This is a genomic window from Puia sp., assembly GCF_035546395.1.
Taxonomy (GTDB): Bacteria; Bacteroidota; Bacteroidia; order Chitinophagales; family Chitinophagaceae; genus Puia.
In genome coordinates, this window is record NZ_DASZXR010000014.1 from 316,815 (window position 1) to 340,931 (window position 24,117).

Consider the following 24,117-nt stretch of genomic DNA (forward strand, 5'->3'; position numbering starts at 1 on the left):
GGAGCCATTCGGCGCCGGCTCACTCGTCCGGGCGGGGTTTGCCCTGGTGGCAGGTGGAACAGGTGACCGCCAGACCGGGATCCCCCAACCCCGGCCGGCGGACCTGGAAATACCTGGCGTTGAGCTTCAGCGTCATGCGCATCATATTCCGCGCGATCTGCTTCTCGGGCTTTGCATCGCTCGCATAATCCAGCTTGTGCGAACCCTTTTGTTCCGAGTGACAGAATCCGCATCCCACGCCAAGACCGTCTTCAAACTCGTCGATCATGATGTGCTGTAACGTCTTCGAGGAAACGTCCTTCGGCAGGACTTTTAAATTGACATACTCCCGGTGCGTGCCGGCGGAGGTCGCCGTAACTGAAGCGATGGTGACGGCGACCGCCAGACCGGCGACGAGGGCTGTTCTTTTATGAATGATCATGCGTAATTATTTTGCGATGACATCGAGAGACACCTCCAGCTCGTTGGAAATGCTGCTGAAGCCGCCGATGTCGAAATCCTTTCTGTTGATTGTAAATCCTCCCATGAACCGATAGCCACCAGCGGTCTCCGCCGCGGTAAAAGGAAAGGAAACCTCCTTTATATGATCTTTTATCGTGAGTTGACCCGTGAAGAGATACGAACCTTTCTTGTGCGCGCCGATCCGGGTGGAGACGAGACGGATACGCGGATAGCGCTGGACGTTGAAATACGACTCGCCCCGCAGATGATCGTCGCGCATCCCATTATCCGTATTGATCGTGCCTGCCTCGACCGTGACGTCGAAAGTCGCCTCTTCCGGATGCGCCGGGTCGAATCGGACCTGGCCGGCCAGACCGCCGAGCGAACCCGTGACATTGAACCCGAGGTTCTTTATTTTGAATTGAATGGTGGAAGCCGCGGCCTGCGGTTGGAATTGGGCAATCCCCTCTCGCGCCGTAAAGACGCTTAGAATAACAATGATCCATTCCCTCATGGCGCCACGATTAACGGGGTATCGGTGATCGCCAGGGAGCTCGCATGTTCCTGGTAGTTCACGCTGGTAAGACCGAGGAGGGTGCGGAGCTTTTCGGCAGGGACCTTCATCGGGCCGGGTGCGGGCGCGGAGCCCGGAGCCGGCTGCGGGAAGGCCGTGGAAGTGGCCGTATGGAAGGTGATGTTGCCTTCCGTCTTCAGCATCGTCTGATGGATATGCCCGTTGAGCACGGAGACCGAGCCAAACCGCCGGAGCAGGGAAAGGGCCTGTTCGCTGTCGCGGGTCCCCCACCCCCATTGCGGGTAAACGGCCCAGAGCGGGATATGAGCGAAGACGACGACAGGAGTGCTGTTGCTGACAGCTTTTAGGTCGTCGGCAAGCCATGCCAGTTGATCGGCGCCCAGCGAGCCGAGACCGCCCTCGGAGGTATCGGTCACGTTGTTAAGACCGACGAAGTGGACACCTCCTTTGTCAAAGCTGTACCATCCCTGGCCTTTCGACCCTTTTCCATAACGTTCCAAAAACGATTTCCCGCCATCGTTGAGTACGTCGTGCTCGCCGGGTACGTAAAAGATCCTGTCGGTCTTTACGCTTTTGAGCGACTGGTCGAGCGTGTCGAACTCTTCCTTCTGGGCGAGATGGGAAAGATCACCGGTGTGCAGGACAAAGGAGGGCGCGTTGGGCATGGCGTTGATCTTATCGATCGCCGCCTGCAGGGTACCCACGACGTCGGGATTCGCGGGTTTGTTGAAGCCGATATGGCTGTCGCTGATCTGCACAAAGCTGAAATCCGCCTTGGGCAGCGAGATGCCCGGCTTAAGACGGCCGGTATCCTTATCGAGCAGCTGGCTCATCCCAAAGGACTTGAGCGAGCCGCCGGTCATCATCCAGAGAACGCCTGTACCCGCCCAAGCCATACATTTGATAAACCCGGCTCTGTCGATGCCGTCCTCGCTTTCGAGTGCGCTGAGTAGACTCTCGTGTTTTACTTTCTTCATAATGCTGAATTATGGAGCAAAACAACGGGATCCACCAGCGCGCCCGAAATCTTTTACACGAGGCAGGCCGTATTCTTGATCAAATCCGGGATCAAGCGGCCTTCCTGGGACTAGGCAACCTTCTTTGTGAGGTAAGCACGGGGCACCGCCGGGACGACGATGGCCGGCTTCTTATCGAACAGCTGGCTGACGGTCTGGATCCAGAAGATGAAGGAAACAAACCAGGTCAGCACCAGCGAATAAGCGGCGAAGAGATGATCGGCTTCATACAATTTGACAGCGAAGAAGCAAAGCAGGAAGATAACGGGAAGGGTCAGGAATGCAACGAACGTTTTCATTTTTGTGATTTTGCGGTGTTAGAAAAGAAGTTTTGGTGCGTGGCTTACGCCTTTGCCTTGATCAGCCGGCCAGAGTAAGAGATAGCGTTGATCCAGAAAATGAGAGTGGTAATCGAAGTGAGGATCAGCGAGTAGGCGAGGACCAGATTGCCTTGTTCGTAGAGGGAGGCGCTGAGGATGTAAGCAAAAACGATAGCAACGAGAACGATGAGGTTAAGAAGCGTTTTCATACCGGGTACGTGTTTGAGTTAAAGACTATGTTTAGTTAAGAAATCCGCTGTTGGGGCAGATCATAGTCAATTGGAAGAGGATTCCAGAGGATGATTGAAGAAGCGAAGCAAGTAAACTATTACGAAGCAAGTGAACTACAACAAGAAGAAAAAGGGAGGAATTTCGCGGGAGATTGGGTACGATGCCGGCTTATCAGGGGAGATTGGAACTGCGTGGCTTGATGGTGTAAATGTAGTGCGCGTTTTTGAGCCTTGCAAGCATTTTTTGATAATTTTCGCGCCGTCTAGGGGTATCCTTCCCGGTCCATTTTAATAAGAAGCTGATTCTGCGTATATTGCTATATGTCTTCACCTGCCAAGAATTTTGCCACCTGGGGGCTGATCTTTATCGCGGGCGTTGTCTTTCTCAGCGTCGGAGTGCTGGCCTTCATCAACCCGATGAGCAGCTATGTCAAACTCACCAAATTCGCAGGCATCGGCCTGCTGGTGAACGGCGGCCTTTTATTGGCGATGATCATCATCCGGCCCATGCGGCCGCAGGAACGGAACTGGCTGCAGGCGGAGAGTATCCTTCACCTGTTCTTCGGCATCCTCTTCCTGCTAAATCCCCTGCTGGCCTTCATCGCCCTACCCTATTTCATGGGCAGCTGGCTGTTCTCCGTCGGGTTGTTGAAAATGCTGGCGGCGCTTTTTCTCCGGAAGCGGCTGGGCCGGTGGGGCTTTATCCTCTTTGTGGGTTTCATCTTCTTTGTATTCGGGGCCCTGCTGCTCTTCAGCCCCTTTGCGCGGGCGACGAGCATCACCCTGATCATCGGTTGCTTCGGGATCGTCATGGGCTCGCTTTATATGGTCGATTCCTTCCGGTACCGAAAACTCGAAGATACCTTGGACATGATGTTGTAACTTTGCGCGCATGAAACACCTGCTTCTTTGTCTAACCGTCCTCGTCGCAACCGGTATCCTTCATGCCCAGGACACGGTGAAGCCACACCCGGCGAAACCGACGGCGATAAAGGAAGATTCCGCCAGGACCATGGTCCGCCGCAAGAGCGAAGTTTACCGCGAAGCATTCAAGCATGTCCGGCGCAAATTCGACTCCACACTTTTTATGGCCCGCGATACCGCCAGCAACAGTGATTTTGCAGAAGACCTCGAGCGGGTATACCAGATCCTCAGCCATATACCCGTGGTCACGGAGTCGTTTGGTCACCTCCCCGACATCGACAACAAGCTGGACCTCGAGGATTCGGCCCTCGACATCATCAAGGAGCGGATGTCCCAGAGCGACCGCACGCTGAATATCCGCAACCTGCAGATGTTCAATACCCTGCTGGACGAGCTGGACCGCAACGTCCGGGGATACACGCGCACCCTCAATCATTATGATGATGAATTGGATACGGTCCGCAAGGAGATCGCCAATCTTCGCAAGGACACCCTGATCCTCCATATCTTCCGAGATTCGGCGCTGAAAGATACGTTCCGGCTTCAATTGCAGCAGTTGAAGGCCAAGTGGAGGCAGGTGGACAGCCTGGTGGCCCTCAATGGCAACTATGTCAACGCATTGAAATCCGAGGCTTCGGCGCATACGATCACCATTGCCGACCTTATCTACCGGGTCGACCAGGCGCTGAAGGCCGTCGGCACGCGGGCCTTTGGCAAAGAGCGACGGTATATCTGGGAGCCGCGGTCCCCGAACGCCAGCACCTTTTCCCGAAACAGCTTTCAGAAATCGGTGGACAGCGAGCGGCAGCTGGCCCGGTTCTATTTTGCCAATAACCGCACCAACCGTCTCTGGCTGCTGATCACCGGGGCCGTCTTCTTCTTTTGGATCTGGACCAATTTCCGGACTTTGAAGCGAATGAACAAATTGCAAGCGATCGAAGGGTATCATTTTTCTTTCGTCAACCCCTACCCCATCGCGGCCTCTTTCGTCTTTGTGCTGAGCCTGGCGCCGCTGTTCGATCTGCATGCCCCGGCGATCTACATCGAGTCGATCGAATTCCTGCTGATCATCGTCCTCAGCTTTATCCTCAAGAAGCACCTGTCTCGTTTCCTGTTCTATGGATGGTGTATCTTCCTGTTGCTTTTCCTGCTACTGCCTGTCATCCGCATCCTTGGCCTGCCCTTTGCCGCACAGCGATGGGCCGAGCTGATCCTCGATGCGGCATCCGTAGGCTTTGCTTCCTTTTACCTCTTTGGCAAACACCGGATGGGAAAGCAGCTTAAATTCGTCTACGTTGCGGCAAGCCTCTACCTGTTGCTCAATGCGCTGGCCGTGCTTTGCAATCTCTTCGGCCGGGTGACGCTCTCGCAGATCTTTGGCGCGACGGCCGTCTATTCCTTTGCACAAACTGTCTCGCTGGCCGTATTCGTTAAGCTGGTAGTAGAGACCTTCCTGCTACAGATCATTGCCAGCCGGGTCCGCAAAGGCTATCCGGAGACGTTCGACATCGCGACGGTGTCCAGATCCATTTACCGCATTGTGTTGCTGCTGGCCATCTTCTTGTGGTTGATCGTTTTCAGCACCAACCTGAACCTGTTCGACGCGATCAACGACTGGCTGACGGATTTCTTCGGGACGTCGCGGGAGGTCGGCAACTTCAGCTTTACCCTGGGCGGACTTCTCCTTTTCCTGGGCATCATCTGGCTGGCGAATTTCCTGCAACGGTTCATCGCCTATTTCTTTGGCGACACGGGCGATGATGCCGCCATGGACGACCGCGGACAACGTTCGCGGCTGCTCATCACCCGCCTGGTGTTATTGATCGGCGGTTTCCTGCTGGCAGTCGCGGCATCAGGCCTTTCGGTCGATCGGATCACCGTCATCCTCGGCGCCCTCGGCGTCGGCGTCGGCCTGGGTCTGCAGAACATCGTCAACAATTTCGTCTCGGGGATCATCCTGATCTTCGACCGCCCGGTCCGGATCGGGGATACGGTAGAGATAGGTGATAAGCGGGGGCGGGTCAAGGAGATCGGTATCCGCAGCAGCACCTTGCTGACCGATGACGGAGCGGAAGTGATCATTCCCAACGGTGACGTACTGTCCAATCATATCGTCAACTGGACCTTGAGCAATAACCATGTTCGGGTGGCTCTCACGTTTACCGTCGACAAGACAGGTAAACAGAACCTGGATCCCAAAGCCATCGCAGAGGTGGTGAAAAAGAATTCCAATGTGCTGGACCGCAGGGACCCGGAAGTGATGGTCACTACCACCGGCGCAAAGACGCTGGAAGTGAAGGTGTATTTCTGGGTCAAGGATATCGTCAAGACCCCCAATACTACCGGGGAGATCCGGACCAGCCTTTATCACTACTTTGATGAGAAGGGCATCATTGTCAATTGAGCCCCTCACATCCTAGGGAATATACATCCACGCCTTATCGACGCACTGCGCGTCGTTCCCATAGCCGCCGGCCAACAGGATACCGCCGCCGGTGGAGGTAGCCGTAGTGAAATAGCAGGGCTGATCGAGGGCGGCCACGACCGAAAACCGGCCATCGTGCCATCGTTCGATGTGCTGGTTACCACCGGCGACCAGGATATCTCCATTGCTCATCGTGATCAGTGAGTGCGCCAGTTTGAACCGTTCGAAGTTCAGGTCCGGGCCTTTGGAGAAGGTATTGGTTGTCGGATCGAAAAGCTCGGTGCTGTTGTATTTGCCTTTCCAATCCCGGTTATCGCCGCCGCCGATAAGGATGACTTTGCCATCGGGTAAAATGGCGGCCGCAGTCTTGTACCGGACGATCGTCATATCCCCGACGCGGGTAAAGCGGTTGGTGACGGGGTCATAGGTCATAGCCTGCTTCGTGAGTTGCCGGTCCCGGACCCCACCGGCGATGAGAATGCGGCCATCCGGTAAAGGGACGACCGTGCCGCTGCAATCGCAGGGGGCCGGCGCACCTTTCTCGAACCGGCGGGTGGCGGGGTCATAGAGCTCGACGGCGGTGCGGGCATCGCCGGTGCCGCCCAGGATAAGGACCTTGCCGTTGCGCAGCAGGACGGCCTGGTGACCCTCACGCCCTGCATTCATATCGGGCAGGCGGGTCCACTGACCGGTGGCGACGTCATACAGTTCGGCGCTGGCGAGGCGGGGCCGGTCATTGTTACCACCGGTGATAAGCACTTCTTTCCCACCTTGCAGTAACGTCGCGGTCTGGCCGCACCGCGCAATGTGAAGACTGCCGGAATACGTAAAATGGTACGTGGCGGGATCGAAGATCTCGGTCGTGGCGCTATAGACCTGGCTATAGGTGTCGGGACCTTTTTTGAAGCCGCCGGTGATGAGGACTTTGCCGTTGGGTAACAGCGTGGCGCTGTGGGCGGCACGTTTTTCATGCAGGGGCTTGATGGCAAGAAGCCCCTTTTTGTTGGGCGCCGGCGCCGCCATGGCCACCAGCAGCAGCAAGACGAGGATGCTTTTCATAACCTTGTATTTTTTGACAAGGTAGCGGCCTGGCGGCCGCTGGAACAAATAAAGTAGAGGAGCCGCCCAAATCGTAGACAAACAAAGAGCCCGGCCCCATCTATTGGATGGGCCGGGCTCTTCTTATCATTAATGGTATTAATGCTCTTTGTCGACGTTGTTGAACTTGTTGGTGTAAAGGTCTTCCTTATCCTTAACCTTCTTTTCCTGGTAGATATTGATCAGCAGGTCGTAGGCATCCTTTAGCGCGCTCTTCTCATCCATCTTCAGCTTTCCTTTGGCGCCCAGGTCTTTGTCCACCATTTCAAAATAAGGGATCGCCTCGTCGAATTTCTTGCCGGCGGCGATACGCATATCGGCGCGTTTCTTGATGTCTTCGGGTGCTTTGCCGGGGATCTTCTTCACGTCGTTCTGCATATCGACGGCGGCATTATAATAGGTCTGCCCAAGAACGAGGGCAGCCTGCGGGTAGTCGGGCTGGATCTCGAGACATTTCTTGAGCATCTCCTGCGCCTTGGCGATCAGTTGATCGTAGTTGGCCGGACGATGACCGGAAGAGGTGTCGTTGGCGAATTGATACAGTTCGAGGCCATAGTTAAAGAAGAACAGGTGGTTCTTCGGGAATTTGGCGACGATGCGGTCATATTCGGCCCAGAGCGAGTCTTTGTTGCCTTTTTCGCGGAGAATGGTAAGGCGAGTGTCAGGCCAGAACAGATCGTCGGGGTACTGTTGCTCGGCAAGGTTCAGGTATTTCTGGGTGTTGGCGTCATCCTTCCGGGTATTGTAGTAGTCCACCAGCCATTTGTAGATGTCGATCATGTTGGTGCCGTTGATCGAGGCGATCTTCGCGTCGGCGAGCCGGCTGTAGTAGACGGCGGCGGAGTCCTTCTTATTGGCCTTTTCGGCGGAGATGCCGGCATACAGCGTGGACGTGGTGTCGATGGGGAGCTTGGTCCAGCCTTTGGAGGTCATATAGGTGGATGCGGCGATGGCGCCCCGGAAATTATTGAGGGCATCGTCGTATTTACCGGTATTGTAGTCGTTGGCCCCAACCTGGAAATACCCCTGGTAGATCTCATTGATGGGCTTGTAGCCATCCATTTGGAGCAGGAGGAGCTTCTTATCCTTCTCGTCGAGATCGACATATTTCTGCAGGGCGGCAAACGCCTGGTCCCGGGCGTCCGGGTATTGGGCGCGCAGCTGGTCGTTGGCGGCAATGGCGTTGTATACCTTTAGCTTGGTATACCAGGCTTCGGCGTTCTTCTGGTTCTTTTCGACGGCGAGGGCCCCATCGATCTGCGTTTTGGCGTCAGCGATTTTGCCGGCCTTCAGCGCGTCCTTTGCTTTGTCGACACTTTGTGCGAACAGGCCCATACCAACCATGGCAAGGAATCCAGTCAGGAAGAGTCTTCTCATTTTTTGAATGTTTATTTAATTGTTCTAGTGTGCTATTCTGTCGGCGTAGCCGGCTCATCGGGCGTAGCCGGCTCATCGGGCGTAGTCGGCTCATCGGGCGCGGTCGGCTCTTCGGGTGCGGTCGGCTCTTCGGCGACCCCGTTGTTCTCTTCCTCCAGCTTATCCAGCTTGGTGATGGCGGCGATCTCGTCGCTTTCATCCAGCCGGATCAGCTTTACACCCTGGGTAGCCCGGCCCTGCTCGCTGATGCCTGCAACGGACATGCGGATGGTAACGCCGCTCTTATTGGTGATCATAAGGTCCTCCGACTCGGTGACATCGAGAATGCCCACTAATTTACCGGTTTTCTCGGTAACGCTGATGGTTTTTACCCCTTTGCCGCCGCGGTTGGTGATCCGGTATTCGTCGATCGCGGTACGCTTCCCATATCCTTTCTCACTGACCACCAATACGGTCCGGGCCTTATCTTCTCTTCCGACACAGATCATGCCAATAACTTCATCGTTGGCGTCGTCCACTTCGATCCCCGCCACGCCGATGGCGCCACGGCCGGTGGGACGGACCTTTTCCTCTTCGAACCGGATGGCCCGGCCGCTCTTGACAGCCATAAGGATCTCGCAGTTGCCGTCGGTCAGGCGGGCTTCGAGGAGGTTATCGCCTTCCATGATCGTGATGGCGTTGACGCCACTCTGCCGGGGACGGCTGAACTCTTCCAGCGAGGTCTTTTTGATAACCCCCTGTTTGGTGCAAAGGACGATATGATGACTGTTGACGAAGGCTTCGTCCTTCAGGTCCTTTACATCCACGATGGCGCGTACCTTGTCGTCGGGCGGGATCTGGATGAGGTTCTGGATGGCCCGTCCCTTGCTGTTCTTTTCCCCTTCGGGGATCTCATAGACGTTGAGCCAGTAACAGCGGCCTTTCTCGGTAAAGAAAAGCATTGTGTGGTGGGTGGAGGCCACGAAGAGATGTTCGATATGGTCCTCTTCGCGGGTGCGCCCCCCCATGGCGCCACGCCCCCCGCGCCGCTGCTGGCGGTATTCGGTGGCCGAAGTACGTTTGATGTAACCAAGATGCGAGATGGTGATGACGACATCTTCTTCCCGGATCAGATCCTTTATACTTACCTCATTGTCAAGATAGGTTATCTCGGTCTTGCGGGCATCGCCGAACTTTTCCTTCACCTCCAACAATTCCTTCCGGATCACCTCGAAGCGCTTGCCTTCGTCGGCCAGCAGCTCCTTGAGGTAGGTGATGAGCTTCATGAGGTCGTCGTATTCGGCGCGGATCTTTTCGCGTTCCATGCCGGTAAGGCGCTGAAGCCGCAGCTCGAGGATCGCTTTGGCCTGGACCTCGTCGAGACCCCAGCCCGCGTTGATGAGCGCGTCCTTGGCCGCTTCCGGGGTGCGGGAGCTGCGGATCAGGGAGATCACTTCGTCGAGGTGGTCCAGCGCGATCAGGTAGCCCTGCAGGATATGCGCCTTCTTCTCGGCTTCCCTCAGCTCAAACTTCGTCCTCCGGGTGACGACATCCATCCGGAACTCGACGAATTCGCTGATCATATCCCGGATATTGAGGGTCCGGGGCCGGCCCTTGACCAGGGCCACATTGTTGATGCCATAGGACGTCTGCAGCTCGCTGTGCTTATACAGCTGGTTGACGACGATATTGGCCACCGCGTCGCGTTTGAGATCGATGACGATACGCGTACCCTCGCGCTTGTTGGACTCGTTATTGATATGCGCGATGCCTTCGATGATCTTTTCATTGACGAGCTGACCGATACGGTCGCATAGTGCGTCACGGTTGACCTGGTAGGGAACTTCGGTCACGATGATCTGTTCCCGGCCGCTGGGCTTGGTGTCGATCTGGATCTTGCCCCGGAGCACTACGCGTCCCCGGCCGAAATGCATGGCGGCTTTGACGCCTTCCATCCCGTAGATGATCCCGCCGGTGGGGAAATCGGGCGCCTTGATATGAAGCATCAGCTCTTCGATGGTAATATCGCGCTTGTCGATATAGGCGATACAGCCGTCGATCACCTCGGAGAGGTTGTGCGGCATCATGTTGGTCGCCATCCCGACGGCGATGCCGCTGGAGCCGTTCATCAGCAGCTGGGGGATGCGGGTCGGCAGAACGGTCGGTTCCTGCAGCGAGTCGTCGAAGTTCAGCTGGAAATCCACCGTTTCCTTTTCGATGTCCTCGAGCATATATTCGGCCTGCCGGTGAAGTCTTGCTTCGATGTACCGCATAGCCGCCGGGCCGTCGCCGTCCTGGTTGCCGAAGTTCCCCTGCCCGTCGACGAGCAGGTAGCGCATGCTCCATTCCTGGGCCATGCGGACCATGGCGTCGAAAATGGAAGCGTCGCCATGGGGGTGATATTTCCCCATCACTTCCCCGACGATACGGGCGGCTTTCTTATGAGGTTTGTTGCTGTTGTTGCCCAGTTCGTTCATCCCGTAGAGGATACGCCGATGGACGGGTTTGAGGCCATCCCGGACGTCGGGAAGGGCGCGGCCGACGATGACCGACATCGAATAATCGATGTAGGCCGTTTTCATTTGCTCTTCGATGTTTACAGGGACAATTCGATTGTTATCCTGGGTCTCTGGCGGAAGTGTATTATCGTCCATATTTTTAATTGATTCCCCGCTTGCCGGGTGGGCCGCCGGGCCCACCGGCCGAAGGCCAATCATTGGCGGATTCGCGCCGAAGGACAAATTTTCCTAAATCCGAACGCGCGAATCGGGGATGGCAAATTTACCGCATTTGGCCCTGAAAACCCGTGTGGAAAGGCCTTTTTTTAACGTTTATTTTCCACGGATGTGGACATTTTCCGTGGCTTCGGCCCAAGGGCCAACGGCCCGTCCGGCCTACTCCAGGTACGCGCCCCTGACCTCTTCCCCACCCACCTCGACATAGATGTGCTCCTGCAGGGTTGTGGACAGGGAAAGCCCCTTGTAATCGGGCTGTACGGGGAAGGCCTTATGGCTTCGTTCGACGAGGACGAGCGACTCGATCCTCCGGGGATGGGAGTCGAGAAAAGGTTTCATTGCATACAGGAGGGTCTTACCGCTCATAGCCACATCGTCGATGATGATGATCACCTGGTCGTCGAAAGGCAGGGCTTCGCTGAGCGTTACGGGGCCGGGCCGCCTCTTGTCCAGGCTGATCTCGATGAGCCGGGTCTCCAGGCGATCGCCGGCAATGTCCTGCAGATGGCGCTGGATATTGCGGGCGATGACGCTGCCGTTCTCTTTGATCCCCGCAAGGATGAGCTGTTGCTCACCCGCGTTGTTCTCGAGGATCTCGTAGGCCATGCGCCGCAACTTCTTTTCGGCCACGGGTTGCGTGAGGATGTAATTTTTCATTCAACCGGCAAATTAAGGCATTACGTTAAATCACTTATCTTAGTCCCGCATTAAATTTCACCTATGGTCCTTTTCCAGCAGATAGCGTTCATCTTGGCCCTGGCCGTCGCCATCGGCCTGTTCGTGAAAAAGATCCGGCGGATCCGCCGGAATATCCTGTTGGGAAAGGACGAGTCGTTTGAGGACAACCCCGGCCTTCGCTGGAAGAATGTGCTGCTGCTGGCCTTCGGCCAGAAAAAGATGTTCCGGAACCCGCTGGTGGCGATGTTGCACCTGTTCGTTTATGTGGGGTTCGTGATCATCAATATCGAAGTGCTGGAGATCGCGCTGGACGGGCTGCTGGGAACGCACCGGGTCTTTGCGGGATTTGGCGGCGCGCTTTATTCCGCGCTGATCAACGGTTTCGAGCTGCTGGCCGTTGCCGTGTTCCTCTCCTGTTTTATCTTCCTGTGCCGCCGGAACATCATCAAGCTTCGCCGGTTCATCAGCCATGACCTCGACGGCTGGCCGCGCAGCGATGCCAACTATATCCTGTTGACGGAGATCGTGCTGATGACGCTATTCCTGACAATGAACGCGGCCGACACCCTCCTGCAGACCCGTGGCTACGGCCATTACGGGACGCACCTGACGGGGGATTTCGCCTTTTCACAATGGCTGCACCCGCTTTTGAACGGCCTCAGCAGCGGCGCCCTGGTAGCCGTCGAACGGACTTGTTGGTGGCTGCATATCCTCGGCATCCTGGTCTTCCTCAACTACCTGCCCTACTCGAAGCATCTTCATATCCTCCTGGCCTTCCCGAATGCGTATTATGCGCGGCTCGAGCCTGAAGGCAAGCTGCGTAACATGCCCGCCATCCAGCAGGAAGTTCTTTACGCGATGCAGCCGGAGACAGCGCCCCCGGCTCCCGCCGACGGATCGGCGCCCCCGACGCCGAAGTTCGGCGCAAAAGATGTCTTCGACCTCTCCTGGCGCAACCTGCTCGACGCCTATTCCTGTACCGAATGCGGCCGCTGCACGGCCGCCTGTCCCGCCAACATCACGGGCAAGGTGCTTTCTCCCCGCAAGATCATGATGAGCACGCGAGACCGGCTGGAAGAGGTAGGGCGAAACATAGATAACAGTGCCAACGGAAGCTTTACCGACGACGGAAAGAACCTCCTCAGCTATATCTCCGTGGAAGAACTCCGGGCCTGCACCACCTGCAATGCCTGTGTCACGGAATGCCCGGTGAGCATCAGCCCGCTGGAGATCATCGTCGAAATGCGCCGGGCGCTGATCATGGAAGACAGCAATGCACCGCAGGAATGGAATGCGCTGTTCGGCAATATCGAGAACAATTTCGCGCCCTGGAAATTCAGCCCCGATGAGCGGGATAAGTGGACGGAAAGTTAATCGGCCTTTGTCTTCTTTGCCAGCACGGTAAGATTTACCGAACAATTGTTGGAGATGGTGCTTCCTCCGCCGACCCCGAAGTCTCTTCTATTGATGATAAAGCTGCCTTTGAAGATATAGTCATCGCCCATGGGAGTGGCGATAAAGGGAAAAGAAATGTCCTTTGTTTTGTCCTTGATCGTGAGCTTTCCGTTGAACGTATAGCGCCCGTTGCCCCCCGTGATGGAGCTCGAGACCATTTTTATCCGCGGGTATCTCTCGACGTCGAAATAAGATTCCTTCTTCAGGTGGCCGTCCCGCATGTTGTTATCGGTGTTGATCGAGGCGGCGTCGATGCTGACATCGAAGACCGACTTGCTGTTGTCCTTCGGATCGAAGCTGATCCTGCCGTCGAGCCCCGTGAAGGAGCCCTTTGTATTGATACCGAAATTCTTTATCACGAATTCGATGGTCGATCCGGCGTCGATGGGCTTGTAATCCTGGGCGAAGAGAAGGGTCGAAACGGATACACACAACAGGGCTACGATGAAGTGCTTCATGCCTGAACAAGCTTTTGGAGTTTCTTGACGTCCAGGAAACATATCTCCTGGCGATTGTACGAGAGAATGCCTTCGGTCTCCAGCTCGTTGATCATGGTCGTTACCGTCTGGCGGCTGCTGCCGATGAGGCTGGCGATATCCTCATGGGTCAGGTAGTTCGGCATGCAGAAGCCTTCGGCGGTGTTCTCACCGAGGTTTTGCTCCACAAGCTGCCAAAGGAAGTGGATGAGCCGGGTCTTTACGTCCTTGTTGAGGAGGCTGACCAGCCGGTTCTCGATATTGCGCAATTTGGCACCGACCTGCTTGCTGTATTTAAGTGCCAGGTCCGGGCGGTTCTTGAGCAGGCGTTCGAAATCGTCGATGGTAAAGGCGCAGATGCTGACATCGTTCTTATAGGCCTGGGCAAACTCCCCATGAAGGTTGTTGCGTTCGAGGCTGAACTGGCCGAAAAGCTCGCCTTTCTGGATTATCTCCTTTACCTTCTCGTTACCATCGTCGTCGATATATCCGATCTTGATGGTGCCTTCCTTTACGAAATAGACCTTGTTGTGATTATAGGCTTCGAAATAGATATATTCCCCTTTTGGGACCTCGATGACGGAATGCTCGACCTTCAGTTCCTTGTATTCGTCGTCGGACAGCTGGCACCACAGGTCATAGTTGCGGATGTAGAACTGGGTTTCATCCCCGGCCATAACAAATTTATTTTTAGCGTTTAAAGCGGTTAAAGTTACCATTAATACTATAGATTTACCGAAAAATAATCGGTATGCAGGTACCCACGATGGCGGAATACTTGGCGAAGGGAGAAAGCCCCGATATCCTGTTCTGGGTCGGCTGTTCGGGAAGCTATGATCAGCGGGCGCAGAAGATCACAAGGGCCTTTGCCACGATCCTCACGAAGGTCGGCGTCTCCTTCGCCATTCTGGGAAAAGAGGAGCTGTGTACCGGAGATCCGGCCCGCAGAGCGGGGAATGAGTTCCTCTTCCAGATGATGGCCTGGCAGAACATCCAGCTGCTGAACAACTATGGCGTGAAAAAGATCGTCGCCACCTGTCCCCACTGTTTTAACATCCTGAGCAACGAATATCCCGAGCTGGGCGGCCGCTACGAGGTCATCCATCATACCGTATTCCTTCAACAGCTGATCGACGAAGGAAAGATCCGGTTGAAGGAAGGAGGTCCGTATAAAGGAAAACGCATCACTTTCCACGACAGTTGCTACCTCGGGCGGGCCAACGATATTTATGAGGCGCCGCGGAAGGTGCTGCAGGCGCTGGAAGCCGAGCTGGTGGAAATGAAGCGCTGCCGCAGCAAGGGGCTTTGCTGTGGGGCCGGCGGGGCGCAGATGTTCAAGGAGGAGGAAAAGGGACAGACCCGGGTGAACTTCGAACGCAGCGATGAGGCGATGGGAACGGGCGCCGGTGTTGTTGCCGCGGCCTGTCCGTTCTGCAATACGATGCTCACCGATGGGGTCAAGCATGCGGAGAAGGAGGAGGCGGTGAAGGTGATGGATGTAGCGGAGCTGATCGCGGCGTCAATGGAATAGCGTAATTTTGTGGGATGAACGCACATCATTCCGAATTAATACCCGCGGATTTTGCGCCGGAATCCCGGGTCTGGATATATCAAAGCCCGCGCCTGTTCTTTCTCTCCGAGGCGCTGGAGATCGAAAAAATGTTGGAAGAGTTTGCCGTTGGCTGGAAATCCCATGGCACACCGGTGAAGGGTTACGCCAATCTTTTCTATGGGCAATTCATCATTTTGATGGCCGACGAGTCGGCTACCGGCGTCAGCGGCTGCAGCACCGACGGCAGTGTGCGGCTGATCAAGGAGATCGAGCAGCGTTTTGGCGTGCCGATGTTCGACCGGCTGATGCTGGCCTTCCGGCCCAAAGAAAAGGTGGAGATGGTGCCGCTTTCCCAGCTGCCTTATGCGCTGGAGAACGGACTGATCACCGCGGAGACGCCCTATTTCAACAATACGGTCCTGACTAAAGCGGAATTGGAGTCGAACTGGCTTATTCCCCTGAAGGATAGCTGGTTGGCGGCGCGATATCTGAAGCCCGCCGGAACCGGGAATTGAAAAATTATTTTACCGGATGGCGGCGACCCCTTACATTTGCCTCCCCGGTAAAATTTGGGAAAAAAACGCGGAAGTAGCTCAGTTGGTAGAGCGACAGCTTCCCAAGCTGTAGGTCGCGGGTTCGAACCTCGTCTTCCGCTCAAACGGTCTCGCCACGCGAGACCTTTTTTATTACCAATTCTCCGGGGCCGATGGCGGCCGCCATGAAAAGTGATTTTCCCGAGGTCTTGCAGGCGGGCCGGCGGGCCATGGACCGGTGGTTGCAGGACTTTGCCTACCAGACCTCCCTTGACTGGTGGATCTTTTTGGCGGCAGCGGTGTTTGCCGTCGGCGTGGCCTTGTGCACGGTCAGTTTCCAGGCCGTGAAGGCGGCCAGGGCGAACCCCGCGAGGACGCTGAAAAGCGAGTGAATCACCGGATCAAAATAACCGTCCCCTTCCGAAACACCGGTTGCTTGGTCACCGGGTTGAAATAACGCGCCATCCAGACATACGTACCCGCCTCGGCCTTCCCACCGCGGTAGCTGCCATCCCAGGCCGCGTCGGGGCTCAGGCTGCGGAAGACCAGGTCGCCGTAGCGGTTGTAGACGCTCATTTCAAAGTGGCTCATCTCACAGGCGTGAAGAGGGCGGAAATTGTCGTTGCGGCCGTCACCGTCGGGCGTGAAGGCATTCGGCAGCAGCAGCTGGCAGCTGCAGGTGGCGAAATTAATATTGGCCGTGAGGGTGTCCCGGCCGCAGCCGTTGGCGGCGATGACGGTGTAGATGCCCGGCTGACTGGGGTAATAGACGTTCCCAAGGGACCCGTCCTGCCAGATCAGGGTGTCCGCGTTGCCTTTCACGTTGAGCAGGAAATCTTCCCCAAAACAGATGGTGGTGTCCTTGATCATTGACACGGCCAGGCTGTCGTCGAAGCGCACGGTGAGGGTGTCGGTATAGACACAGTTGCCCACCTGTGCAAGAACGGCGTATTTGCCCGGCTCATAGACGAAATAGGTGGATTGGCCGGTCTGGTTCTGGTCATTCCGCTGTGGGGGAATGGCGGTCCATTTATAGGTGCCCTGACCAAAGTCGGCGTTCAATACCAGGGTGCTGCCCTTGCAGATGGCGGTATCGTGGAAGTCCAGCGGCCGGTCGTTGCGATAGCTGACCAGCACGCTGTCGGTGACCTGGCAGGTATTCTGGTAGGTGACGAAGACGTAATAGTTGCCGGGATCGGTGACGGTGATCAGGCTGTCGCGGGAACCCGTGCTCCAGTCATAGGCCGTGGCACCCGGGATAGCGGCGTCGAGGGTATATTTCTGCTTAGGGCATAACAACGTGTCCGGCCCGAGATCGAAAGGCGGACCCAGCGGCTGCGAATAGGTGATCGAGACCGTGTCGCTGTACACCCCGCAGCCGGGCACCGTCACGACGGCGATGTAGGTCCCGCCGGGATAATGGGAAATGATCTGCCCCGTGGTCTCCGGCAGCGGATTGCCGTCGAGCAGCCAGGTATAGGTCCCGTTCTGGGCCGCGGCGGTGAGCTGAAGGTTTGCGCTGTCGCACATAATATGGTCCTTACCCAGGTCTATCTTCGGCGTGTCGCTGGCGAATACCCCGAGGCTGTCGGTGACGCCACAACCGTTGACGGCGACGGTATAGATGCCGGACGCCGTGATCCGGATGGTATCGGTATGGGTAGTGTCGGCATCATTCCAGGTGTATGTCGCGCCGGGGATCACCGGCCCCTGGATCAGGGTGTCGGGCTTCTTGCCGCACACATAGATATCGGGGCCGAAATTATAGGCCATGGGAGTGACGATCGTGATCGTATCCCGGATCTTGATCGTGTCGCTGCCGGCATACCAGACGTCGAGCTCGATGGGATAATCGCCGGTCGTGGCGAAGACGTGACGGGGTTTGTCGGCGCCGGAACTGTCGTTGTATCCTGATGCCGGATCACTGAAATGCCAGCGGATATAATCCGGCCGGAAGAAGGTATCGAGCAGCGGCGAGGCGAAGACGACGATGGAGTTGACGCAGGTGGAACTATTGCTGATGGTGTCGACCCCACGCCGCTGGGCAGCCGCAGTCCGAGGCGTGAGGAGCGCCGAAACCCAAAATAACAAACTGATAATCAATACATGTCTGCTCATCCGACAAGCTTAATGGTGGACTTTTAACAGGGTCCGCACCTGTTGTACCGACTGATTCTGGAACCGCGCATAGTAGACACCGTCAGCCATCCGGCTGGTATCGACGGGCACCGACCAGGTGCCCTGCACGTAGTCCTGGTCGACGGGCACGAGCAGCAGCCGGCCGGCGGCGTCGAAGATCTGCACCAGCGTGTGGCCTCCATTGGTCTTGAAGGTGATGGTCGTGCTGGTGGTAAACGGGTTGGGCGTATTGGAGATAAGCCGGTCACCGAGATTGTTCAGATCGGTATAAGTATTGTTGCAGGCGGTATTCTTGATAAAAGGGAGATACTGGTAGTTCTTGAGCAGCATGTTCGACACGATGTCGGGGGAGACGCAGAACCAGTCCCGGAGGATGGAGGAGTAGACCGACCGGAAGTCATATTGCATATACAGGTTGCTCTGCGAGTTGAGCCCAGAGAGGTCCTGGTTGATGCCGAGGACGCCGGTCTCCGCCGCGCTGCCGAACACGAAGACCGACTGGGCCGCCCCGTGGTCGGTCCCTACGCTGCCATTGGAGGCAATGCGGCGGCCGAATTCGGAGAAGGTCATGCCCAGCACCTGTTTGTCGATCCCCAGGAATTTACAGTCGTTCATGAATGCCGCGATGGAATCACCCAATTGCTTTAGCAGGTTGGCATGGTTTCCCGAGGCGGGGTCACCGGGGTTGACCTGGCCGCCATGGGTGTCGAAGAAGCCGTCCGCGGTCACGAAGTAGACCTTGGTCTTGAGTCCGCCGGCGACCAGCCGGGCCACTGTCTTCAGCTGGGCGCCGAGGCTGGTATCGGGATAGGGCTGCTGGTTGGTGACCTTTTTGGCGGCGCTTTCGATGGCCGCCGCATACTTGTTCGTCTGCCGGGCGATCGCCCGAAGGTAGGTCAGCTCGTTGCCCATGGGGGTATCGGGCGCCGGTTCGGTGATGCCATTGATCAGATCGTAAAACGCCGTGTCTGCGGGCACAGCCATCCCGGTGGAGCCGACGGTGGCCTGGAAGACGGGAGATACGACCGAGCCGATCTGGATGCCGAGCGGATCGGGCATATCGGCATTGGGATAGCCCGCAGGAAAATTCGAGTAGGTGGTGGACAGAAAGCGCCCTACCCAGCCCGTAGTGAGATATTGGTCTTCGTCCGCGCCCTCGAGCCAGACGTCCGTCGCCCGGAAATGGGAGCCATCGGCATCGGGATATCCCACCGACTGAAGGATGGCCAGCTGATCGTTGTTATATAGGGCCTGGAGCCCCGTCAACGAGGGATGCAACCCATTCTTGCCATTTTTGGCCAGGGGCAGCACCTTGCCCTGAGGAATGGCGATATTGGAGCGGGCGGCCACATAGTCCCCATAGTGTTCCAGGGGGATGACGGTATTGAGGCTGTCGTTGCCGCCGATCAGCTGCACCAGCACGAGAACATGATCGTTGTCGATCGCGCCCTGCAGGGCGCCCATAAAGGGCAGCTTCGTGAGGGCGTCGATGCGAAACCCACCCAACATCGTTACCGGCGCCACGGCCTTGATAAAGTCTCTTCTGCGCATAGGCTGTTTATTGTGGGTTTTAGGAAAGGTGATATTCCGGCAGATCCATCAAATATTTGTACAGGGACCGGAGCCGGGCATCGACGGTGGCATAGGCCGACATATCGGTTGGCGCGGCCTCATAGGCGAGCCAGGCATTGGTCCAATAGATATCGGTGGAACCGCCACCCAGCAGGATCGTCTGCTTGAGCAGGGTGATATCGCCGTCTGTGAGCGGGGGCCGCAACAGGACGGCCAGCGCATCGGTGATCAGCCTGTTGGGATCCTGTGGAGCGGGCAGGGCGGCGGTGAAGGCGACGGCGTCGATACGCATCGTCGTGCCGTTACGCATATTGCCGGCGCCGATCAGCAGGTCGGTGATGAAATTCCGTTGCGAATAGGTCACGGAATTGATCCACAGCTCGTGGAATTGCGGAGCCTGGTAATACGCCGCCCAGCCGGCCACGACGGGAATGCAGAGAATTTCCTGTTGCAGATCGGCGGCGTTCTGCGCCAGCATCGTCCATGCGTCGTATTGTCCCTTTGCATCTGTGGGAGTCGCCAGCTGGTATTCCCGGCACAGGCCGATCATCATGTCGAGCGGACTCTTGATCACGCAGGCGCCGGAATTCACCAAATCGTAGAAATGCTGGCTTTTGAAGAGTACGGAGAGAACCGCGCTGATGTTATACCCGCTCTGCCGGAGGACACCGGCCAGGGGGGTGATGATATTGTTCTCGATGGTGTCGTCTATAACGTAGTAGACAAAAAAATTATAGAGCTTCCGGCAAAGGAATTTCGCCGATTCCTGCGTCGAGAACAGCATATTGAGCAGGATATCCAGCTCGCCCGCGCCGTTCGCGCCGGAATACCCCGTAACGATCTGGTTACCGTAAAACGCCGAAAAGGTTTTATTCGTGTCGTCGTGATCGCCCGCCTGGAAGAGATAGTTGTAGCTGAGATCGAGCGTGTGACCCGTCAATACCCGGGCTGCTGCGGCGACATCGCCCTGTGTATACCCGGAGCCGGTACCATCGGGGCCCTTCCCGACGCAATACAGTTCCTGCAGTTCGCGCCCGAAGTTCTCATTGGGCGAGGTCTTGGTGTTTGTGCTGCCGTTGAGCATCAGGAGCATGGCCGGATCGAGGGAGATCGCCTTCATCAGCTGCGGAAAATTGCCCAGGGCGAATTTACGCAGCGTGAGATACTGATTAAACCAGAGCTCGCACGGGATGCTGAGATTGGGCAGCGCATTGGGGGCAAAATGATTGTGCCAGAACAGCGTCATCTTCTCGTGGATGGATCTCCCGCAGCCCAGCAACTGGCCGATCCACCAGGCCTGCAGAGACCGCAGGCGATTGGTATTCATCCCTTCATCGACATAAGTGAGATCGGCGCCGATCCAGGTCTGATACGGAGCGATACCCATCGGGTCGGAGCCATAATTGTTGAGCGGTTTTGTAGCCGGAGCCGCCGTCGGCTGCAGCAACTGATCGACCGCCTGGGACATCGTGAGCCCTCTGAAATAACCGATGTCGGATACGGTCGCGCCAAAGAGCGTCCTTTTCAGAAGGTGGACTACCTGGGGCGTGTCCCAGGCGCCGGCATATGGATCGAGGCCCAGCGGGCTTCCCGGGAGCTTCATAATAGTGTATTCAAATTTTAGCGTTGCGGCTTTTCGAAAGCCGGTTTATTTTTGATACAAGGCGATAATGCTGCCATTGGAAAAGGTCAGGCTTCCCGCGCCACCGGTGGCCATAAACGAGAACTGACCGCTCACCACGCCATTATAGGTCTTTGGATACTTATCCAACTGCACATAATTGGTCGTGTCGTCCGTGTTATAATATACATTGCCTTTCCCGTCGGTATAGGTGATATGCAGACTGGCTCCGGTCCACCGGCCGGTGGTGTCGCCGGGCAGGCGGATGGCGAGGCTTCCTTTCTTACCGGACGTGTCTGGATACTCACCCGAGATGAGGGTGGTATGTATGCTGTTGACGTCCTGTATGTAGACGAGATTGACGGTGTAATGGAGGGCGGAATCGCCCGCAATGACGGAGATGGTCGTGGCCGGCGTTGCCGGGACCGTGGGCCCATGGCTGCTTTTACCGCAGGCGGCAAGCAGGCAGGATACCAGGACAAAGGATCTTCGCAGGGTGCTCTTCATAGTGTTGTTTTGGTCCACGAGCTCACGCTTAGTTGCAATTTTCAGGCCAAGTTCGGCATGCTATGAGAAGTAGGAATTTATTCTTATTTTAGGTTTTCCAATTTTAAAACCAAACCTCTTTTTATGAACGTTTTCGATCGTTTCTCCAATGGCTGGAACATCGCCAGCAACAGCTGGGCCGTCCTGAAGGAAAACCGTAAGCTGATCCTCTTCCCTATCCTCTCGGGTCTTTCGATGCTGCTGGTGATCCTGTCCTTTGTACTCGTCGCCCTGGCATCCGTCGGCTGGGACTTTGGCGCCTTTAACGATATCAAGGAACAGGGCACGGTCGTCCACTATCTCTTCGTATTCGGCTATTACCTGATCAACTATTTCATCATCGTCTTTTTCAATACTGCGCTGATCCACTGCACACACCTTTATTTCCATGGCGAGAAGCCGACCATCCGGCAGGGTTTGCAATTTGCCGCGAGCCGCATCGGGGTGATCCTGAGCTGGGCGGCCTTTGCCGCGACCGTTGGCACCTTACTGCGCCTCCTGCAGGACAACCTGGGGTCGATCGGCAAATTCGTTACCGGCTTGATCGGCATCGTGTGGAGCATCGCGACCTTTTTTGTTGTCCCGGTGATCGCTTATGAGAACCTGGGACCCATCGCAGCCTTCAAACGTTCGGCCGGGTTGATGAAGCAGAAATGGGGCGAAAGGCTCGGAGCCGGCTTCAGCTTCTTCCTGATCCAGTTCGTTGCCTTTATCGTGCTGGCGCTGGTGGGGGCGCTGCTGGGCTATATCCTTCACCCGCTGGTGGGCATCGCGGTGTTTGTATTGGGTATTTTCGCAGTCCTGACACTGGTCAGCGCCGTGCGGACCATTTTTATCAGCGCGGTCTATCATAACCTGAATGGCGACCCTGTGAAGCATTTCAACCAGGAGTTTGCCAATAATTTGTTCGTTCAGAAATAAGGCATCCGTAAAAAATATTGAAGGCCGCCGGGTTACCCCGGCGGCTTTTTTGTGGACCCCTGTCAACTTGTCATTGCAAAAAGGTTTATCCGTATCTTTGCCGTCTAAATCACGAAAGAGAAATGCTTGAATCGTTGAGTAGCAAGGTTCATGATGAGGCGCGGCAGGGGGAGGCCTATCAACCCCAGGGCGCGGGCCGTAAGGAATTCCGGAAGAAGTTCTATATAGAAAGCTATGGCTGCCAGATGAATTTTTCCGACAGCGAGATCGTGGCGTCGATCCTGAACGACAACGGGTTTGGCGCCACAGGCAATTATGCCGAAGCCGACCTGGTGCTGTTGAATACCTGCTCCATCCGCGAAAAGGCGGAGCAGACGGTGCGCAACCGGCTCCAGTTGTTCCGGCAGATAAAGGAAAGCCGGCCGGGGATGCTCATCGGCGTGCTGGGTTGTATGGCCGAGCGGTTGAAAAGCAAGTTCCTGGAAGAAGAGCGGCTGGTCGACATGGTCGTCGGACCGGACGCCTACCGGACCTTGCCGGGACTGATCGAAGAAGCGGAGGGCGGCCAGAGATCCGTCAATGTCCTGCTCAGCCGCGACGAGACCTATGCGGATATCTCGCCGGTGCGGCTGGACAGCAATGGAGTGACGGCCTTTGTCAGCATCATGCGCGGCTGTAATAATATGTGCGCTTTCTGCGTGGTTCCCTTTACCCGGGGCCGGGAGCGGAGCCGCGATGCGGACTCCATTGTCCGGGAGTGTGCGGATCTCTTCCGAAACGGCTTCCGGGAAGTGACCTTGCTGGGCCAGAACGTCGACAGTTATTACTGGATGGATGAGGCCACGGATCAAACCGTCACTTTCGCCCGGCTGTTGGAAAAGGTAGCCCTGATCGATCCGCTGCTGCGGGTGAGGTTCTCTACGTCGCATCCCAAAGACATCACCGATGAGGTGCTGGAGACGATGGCGCGGTATGAGAATATCTGCCGGTATATTCATTTGCCCGTGCAAAGCGGCAGCACCCGTATCCTGCAGCTGATGAACCGAACCTATACCCGGGAATGGTACCAGGCGAAGGTGGACCGCATCCTGTCCATTCTGCCCGGATGCGGGTTGAGCACGGACTTGATCACGGGATTCTGCAGTGAGACCGAGGAAGACCACCGGGACACCCTGAGCCTGATGGAATATGCCCGTTACGATATGAGCTATATGTTCTTTTATAGCGAGCGGCCGGGAACGCTGGCTGCCCGCCGGTATTCCGACGATGTCCCGGAGGATGTGAAGAAGCGGCGGCTGGACGAGGTTGTCAAATTGCAAAACCGGCTTTCATTGGAGAAGAACAAGGAGGATGTGGGAAAAACATTCAAGGTCCTCATCGAAGGAGACTCGAAGAAGAGCGCCGCCGACTGGCGCGGTCGCAACAGCCAGAATAAGGTGGTGGTATTCCCCAAGGAAGGGAAGGCGTTCCGCAAGGGCGACTATGTCCATGTAGCTATTGAAGATTGTACCGGCGCGACATTGATCGGCCGGGTTGTAGAATAA

23 protein-coding genes and 1 tRNA gene are annotated in these 24,117 nt (G+C 56.3%); 9 read left to right on the forward strand and 15 right to left on the reverse strand.

The window, feature by feature from the left end:
- Nucleotides 1-19: 19 nt before the first annotated feature.
- The 5 genes from VHE34_RS13995 to VHE34_RS14015 form a co-directional block, all read right to left on the reverse strand.
- Complete coding sequence (locus VHE34_RS13995) at nucleotides 20-421, reverse strand: c-type cytochrome (RefSeq protein ID WP_325588909.1); 402 nt, start codon at nucleotides 419-421, stop codon at nucleotides 20-22.
- Between the two features lie 6 nt (nucleotides 422-427).
- Nucleotides 428-955, reverse strand: a complete 528-nt coding sequence (locus tag VHE34_RS14000; protein ID WP_325588911.1) for a YceI family protein — start codon at nucleotides 953-955, stop codon at nucleotides 428-430.
- Nucleotides 952-1,953: a metallophosphoesterase gene (locus tag VHE34_RS14005; RefSeq protein ID WP_325588913.1), complete on the reverse strand. Its 1,002-nt coding sequence runs from the start codon at nucleotides 1,951-1,953 to the stop codon at nucleotides 952-954. The genes VHE34_RS14000 and VHE34_RS14005 overlap by 4 nt, the downstream gene beginning before the upstream one ends.
- A gap of 110 nt (nucleotides 1,954-2,063) precedes the next feature.
- Entirely contained in the window at nucleotides 2,064-2,291 is a 228-nt protein-coding gene (locus VHE34_RS14010) for a hypothetical protein (protein WP_325588915.1), read from the reverse strand.
- Between the two features lie 44 nt (nucleotides 2,292-2,335).
- On the reverse strand, nucleotides 2,336-2,521 hold the full coding sequence (locus VHE34_RS14015; RefSeq protein ID WP_325588917.1) for a hypothetical protein: 186 nt from the start codon (nucleotides 2,519-2,521) through the stop codon (nucleotides 2,336-2,338).
- A 342-nt stretch (nucleotides 2,522-2,863) separates the two neighbouring features.
- Here VHE34_RS14015 and VHE34_RS14020 point away from each other — a divergent pair, with 342 nt between their 5' ends.
- Both VHE34_RS14020 and VHE34_RS14025 read left to right on the forward strand, forming a co-directional pair.
- The gene (locus tag VHE34_RS14020; protein ID WP_325588919.1) at nucleotides 2,864-3,424 is read left to right on the forward strand and encodes an HdeD family acid-resistance protein; all 561 of its coding nucleotides are present in this window, start codon (nucleotides 2,864-2,866) and stop codon (nucleotides 3,422-3,424) included.
- Nucleotides 3,425-3,434: 10 nt separating this feature from the next.
- Complete coding sequence (locus VHE34_RS14025) at nucleotides 3,435-5,870, forward strand: mechanosensitive ion channel family protein (protein WP_325588921.1); 2,436 nt, start codon at nucleotides 3,435-3,437, stop codon at nucleotides 5,868-5,870.
- Nucleotides 5,871-5,882: 12 nt separating this feature from the next.
- Here VHE34_RS14025 and VHE34_RS14030 read toward each other — a convergent pair whose 3' ends face one another.
- The 4 genes from VHE34_RS14030 to VHE34_RS14045 all read right to left on the reverse strand — a co-directional run bounded on the left by VHE34_RS14030 (nucleotide 5,883) and on the right by VHE34_RS14045 (nucleotide 11,737).
- The gene (locus VHE34_RS14030) at nucleotides 5,883-6,950 is read right to left on the reverse strand and encodes a Kelch repeat-containing protein (protein WP_325588923.1); all 1,068 of its coding nucleotides are present in this window, start codon (nucleotides 6,948-6,950) and stop codon (nucleotides 5,883-5,885) included.
- Between the two features lie 138 nt (nucleotides 6,951-7,088).
- On the reverse strand, nucleotides 7,089-8,366 hold the full coding sequence (locus VHE34_RS14035; protein WP_325588925.1) for a hypothetical protein: 1,278 nt from the start codon (nucleotides 8,364-8,366) through the stop codon (nucleotides 7,089-7,091).
- Nucleotides 8,367-8,398: 32 nt separating this feature from the next.
- Complete coding sequence (gyrA, locus tag VHE34_RS14040) at nucleotides 8,399-10,999, reverse strand: DNA gyrase subunit A (protein WP_325588927.1); 2,601 nt, start codon at nucleotides 10,997-10,999, stop codon at nucleotides 8,399-8,401.
- 240 nt (nucleotides 11,000-11,239) lie between these two features.
- The gene (locus tag VHE34_RS14045) at nucleotides 11,240-11,737 is read right to left on the reverse strand and encodes a phosphoribosyltransferase family protein (RefSeq protein WP_325588929.1); all 498 of its coding nucleotides are present in this window, start codon (nucleotides 11,735-11,737) and stop codon (nucleotides 11,240-11,242) included.
- 63 nt (nucleotides 11,738-11,800) lie between these two features.
- On the opposite strand from VHE34_RS14045, the gene VHE34_RS14050 reads away from it, so the two are divergent.
- Nucleotides 11,801-13,132 carry a (Fe-S)-binding protein gene (locus VHE34_RS14050; RefSeq protein WP_325588931.1) on the forward strand — a complete coding sequence of 444 codons (1,332 nt, stop codon included), beginning with the start codon at nucleotides 11,801-11,803 and terminating at the stop codon, nucleotides 13,130-13,132.
- Here VHE34_RS14050 and VHE34_RS14055 read toward each other — a convergent pair.
- Both VHE34_RS14055 and VHE34_RS14060 read right to left on the reverse strand, forming a co-directional pair.
- Entirely contained in the window at nucleotides 13,129-13,671 is a 543-nt protein-coding gene (locus VHE34_RS14055; protein WP_325588933.1) for a YceI family protein, read from the reverse strand. The genes VHE34_RS14050 and VHE34_RS14055 overlap by 4 nt on opposite strands.
- Nucleotides 13,668-14,366, reverse strand: a complete 699-nt coding sequence (locus VHE34_RS14060; RefSeq protein WP_325588935.1) for a Crp/Fnr family transcriptional regulator — start codon at nucleotides 14,364-14,366, stop codon at nucleotides 13,668-13,670. The genes VHE34_RS14055 and VHE34_RS14060 overlap by 4 nt, the downstream gene beginning before the upstream one ends.
- 74 nt (nucleotides 14,367-14,440) lie before the next feature.
- Between VHE34_RS14060 and VHE34_RS14065 the strand changes: the two genes are divergently transcribed.
- The 4 genes from VHE34_RS14065 to VHE34_RS14080 all read left to right on the forward strand — a co-directional run bounded on the left by VHE34_RS14065 (nucleotide 14,441) and on the right by VHE34_RS14080 (nucleotide 16,166).
- Entirely contained in the window at nucleotides 14,441-15,220 is a 780-nt protein-coding gene (locus VHE34_RS14065) for a (Fe-S)-binding protein (RefSeq protein WP_325588937.1), read from the forward strand.
- A gap of 14 nt (nucleotides 15,221-15,234) precedes the next feature.
- The gene (locus VHE34_RS14070) at nucleotides 15,235-15,756 is read left to right on the forward strand and encodes a hypothetical protein (RefSeq protein ID WP_325588939.1); all 522 of its coding nucleotides are present in this window, start codon (nucleotides 15,235-15,237) and stop codon (nucleotides 15,754-15,756) included.
- A gap of 67 nt (nucleotides 15,757-15,823) precedes the next feature.
- Nucleotides 15,824-15,896, forward strand: a tRNA-Gly gene (locus VHE34_RS14075).
- Between the two features lie 51 nt (nucleotides 15,897-15,947).
- Entirely contained in the window at nucleotides 15,948-16,166 is a 219-nt protein-coding gene (locus VHE34_RS14080; RefSeq protein ID WP_325588941.1) for a hypothetical protein, read from the forward strand.
- 1 nt (nucleotide 16,167) lies between these two features.
- Here the strand turns inward: VHE34_RS14080 and VHE34_RS14085 are convergent, their stop codons facing one another.
- Genes VHE34_RS14085 through VHE34_RS14100 form a run of 4 tightly spaced genes read right to left on the reverse strand, consistent with a single transcriptional unit; the run spans nucleotide 16,168 to nucleotide 21,613 of the window.
- Entirely contained in the window at nucleotides 16,168-17,892 is a 1,725-nt protein-coding gene (locus VHE34_RS14085) for a gliding motility-associated C-terminal domain-containing protein (protein WP_325588943.1), read from the reverse strand.
- Nucleotides 17,893-17,901: 9 nt separating this feature from the next.
- Nucleotides 17,902-19,464 carry a DUF1501 domain-containing protein gene (locus VHE34_RS14090; protein ID WP_325588945.1) on the reverse strand — a complete coding sequence of 521 codons (1,563 nt, stop codon included), beginning with the start codon at nucleotides 19,462-19,464 and terminating at the stop codon, nucleotides 17,902-17,904.
- Between the two features lie 19 nt (nucleotides 19,465-19,483).
- Nucleotides 19,484-21,088, reverse strand: coding sequence for a DUF1800 domain-containing protein (locus VHE34_RS14095; protein WP_325588947.1), 1,605 nt, complete (start codon nucleotides 21,086-21,088; stop codon nucleotides 19,484-19,486).
- Between the two features lie 45 nt (nucleotides 21,089-21,133).
- On the reverse strand, nucleotides 21,134-21,613 hold the full coding sequence (locus tag VHE34_RS14100; RefSeq protein WP_325588949.1) for a hypothetical protein: 480 nt from the start codon (nucleotides 21,611-21,613) through the stop codon (nucleotides 21,134-21,136).
- Nucleotides 21,614-21,736: 123 nt separating this feature from the next.
- Here VHE34_RS14100 and VHE34_RS14105 point away from each other — a divergent pair, with 123 nt between their 5' ends.
- The gene (locus tag VHE34_RS14105) at nucleotides 21,737-22,573 is read left to right on the forward strand and encodes a DUF6159 family protein (RefSeq protein WP_325588951.1); all 837 of its coding nucleotides are present in this window, start codon (nucleotides 21,737-21,739) and stop codon (nucleotides 22,571-22,573) included.
- 122 nt (nucleotides 22,574-22,695) lie between these two features.
- Nucleotides 22,696-24,117: a tRNA (N6-isopentenyl adenosine(37)-C2)-methylthiotransferase MiaB gene (gene miaB, locus VHE34_RS14110; protein ID WP_325588953.1), complete on the forward strand. Its 1,422-nt coding sequence runs from the start codon at nucleotides 22,696-22,698 to the stop codon at nucleotides 24,115-24,117.

What these genes read in the sequence shown, in the direction of transcription:
- miaB (WP_325588953.1), top strand. Translation starts at nt 22,696, where the DNA reads ATGCTTGAATCGTTGAGTAGCAAGGTTCATGATGAGGCGCGGCAGGGG.
- VHE34_RS14030 (WP_325588923.1), bottom strand. Translation starts at nt 6,950, where the DNA reads ATGAAAAGCATCCTCGTCTTGCTGCTGCTGGTGGCCATGGCGGCGCCG.
- VHE34_RS14050 (WP_325588931.1), top strand. Translation starts at nt 11,801, where the DNA reads ATGGTCCTTTTCCAGCAGATAGCGTTCATCTTGGCCCTGGCCGTCGCC.
- VHE34_RS14080 (WP_325588941.1), top strand. Translation starts at nt 15,948, where the DNA reads ATGGCGGCCGCCATGAAAAGTGATTTTCCCGAGGTCTTGCAGGCGGGC.
- gyrA (WP_325588927.1), bottom strand. Translation starts at nt 10,999, where the DNA reads ATGGACGATAATACACTTCCGCCAGAGACCCAGGATAACAATCGAATT.
- VHE34_RS14100 (WP_325588949.1), bottom strand. Translation starts at nt 21,613, where the DNA reads ATGAAGAGCACCCTGCGAAGATCCTTTGTCCTGGTATCCTGCCTGCTT.
- VHE34_RS14020 (WP_325588919.1), top strand. Translation starts at nt 2,864, where the DNA reads ATGTCTTCACCTGCCAAGAATTTTGCCACCTGGGGGCTGATCTTTATC.
- VHE34_RS14085 (WP_325588943.1), bottom strand. Translation starts at nt 17,892, where the DNA reads ATGAGCAGACATGTATTGATTATCAGTTTGTTATTTTGGGTTTCGGCG.
- VHE34_RS14010 (WP_325588915.1), bottom strand. Translation starts at nt 2,291, where the DNA reads ATGAAAACGTTCGTTGCATTCCTGACCCTTCCCGTTATCTTCCTGCTT.
- VHE34_RS14000 (WP_325588911.1), bottom strand. Translation starts at nt 955, where the DNA reads ATGAGGGAATGGATCATTGTTATTCTAAGCGTCTTTACGGCGCGAGAG.
- VHE34_RS14090 (WP_325588945.1), bottom strand. Translation starts at nt 19,464, where the DNA reads ATGCGCAGAAGAGACTTTATCAAGGCCGTGGCGCCGGTAACGATGTTG.
- VHE34_RS14105 (WP_325588951.1), top strand. Translation starts at nt 21,737, where the DNA reads ATGAACGTTTTCGATCGTTTCTCCAATGGCTGGAACATCGCCAGCAAC.
- VHE34_RS13995 (WP_325588909.1), bottom strand. Translation starts at nt 421, where the DNA reads ATGATCATTCATAAAAGAACAGCCCTCGTCGCCGGTCTGGCGGTCGCC.
- VHE34_RS14065 (WP_325588937.1), top strand. Translation starts at nt 14,441, where the DNA reads ATGCAGGTACCCACGATGGCGGAATACTTGGCGAAGGGAGAAAGCCCC.
- VHE34_RS14070 (WP_325588939.1), top strand. Translation starts at nt 15,235, where the DNA reads ATGAACGCACATCATTCCGAATTAATACCCGCGGATTTTGCGCCGGAA.
- VHE34_RS14025 (WP_325588921.1), top strand. Translation starts at nt 3,435, where the DNA reads ATGAAACACCTGCTTCTTTGTCTAACCGTCCTCGTCGCAACCGGTATC.
- VHE34_RS14005 (WP_325588913.1), bottom strand. Translation starts at nt 1,953, where the DNA reads ATGAAGAAAGTAAAACACGAGAGTCTACTCAGCGCACTCGAAAGCGAG.
- VHE34_RS14055 (WP_325588933.1), bottom strand. Translation starts at nt 13,671, where the DNA reads ATGAAGCACTTCATCGTAGCCCTGTTGTGTGTATCCGTTTCGACCCTT.
- VHE34_RS14045 (WP_325588929.1), bottom strand. Translation starts at nt 11,737, where the DNA reads ATGAAAAATTACATCCTCACGCAACCCGTGGCCGAAAAGAAGTTGCGG.
- VHE34_RS14095 (WP_325588947.1), bottom strand. Translation starts at nt 21,088, where the DNA reads ATGAAGCTCCCGGGAAGCCCGCTGGGCCTCGATCCATATGCCGGCGCC.
- VHE34_RS14060 (WP_325588935.1), bottom strand. Translation starts at nt 14,366, where the DNA reads ATGGCCGGGGATGAAACCCAGTTCTACATCCGCAACTATGACCTGTGG.
- VHE34_RS14015 (WP_325588917.1), bottom strand. Translation starts at nt 2,521, where the DNA reads ATGAAAACGCTTCTTAACCTCATCGTTCTCGTTGCTATCGTTTTTGCT.
- VHE34_RS14035 (WP_325588925.1), bottom strand. Translation starts at nt 8,366, where the DNA reads ATGAGAAGACTCTTCCTGACTGGATTCCTTGCCATGGTTGGTATGGGC.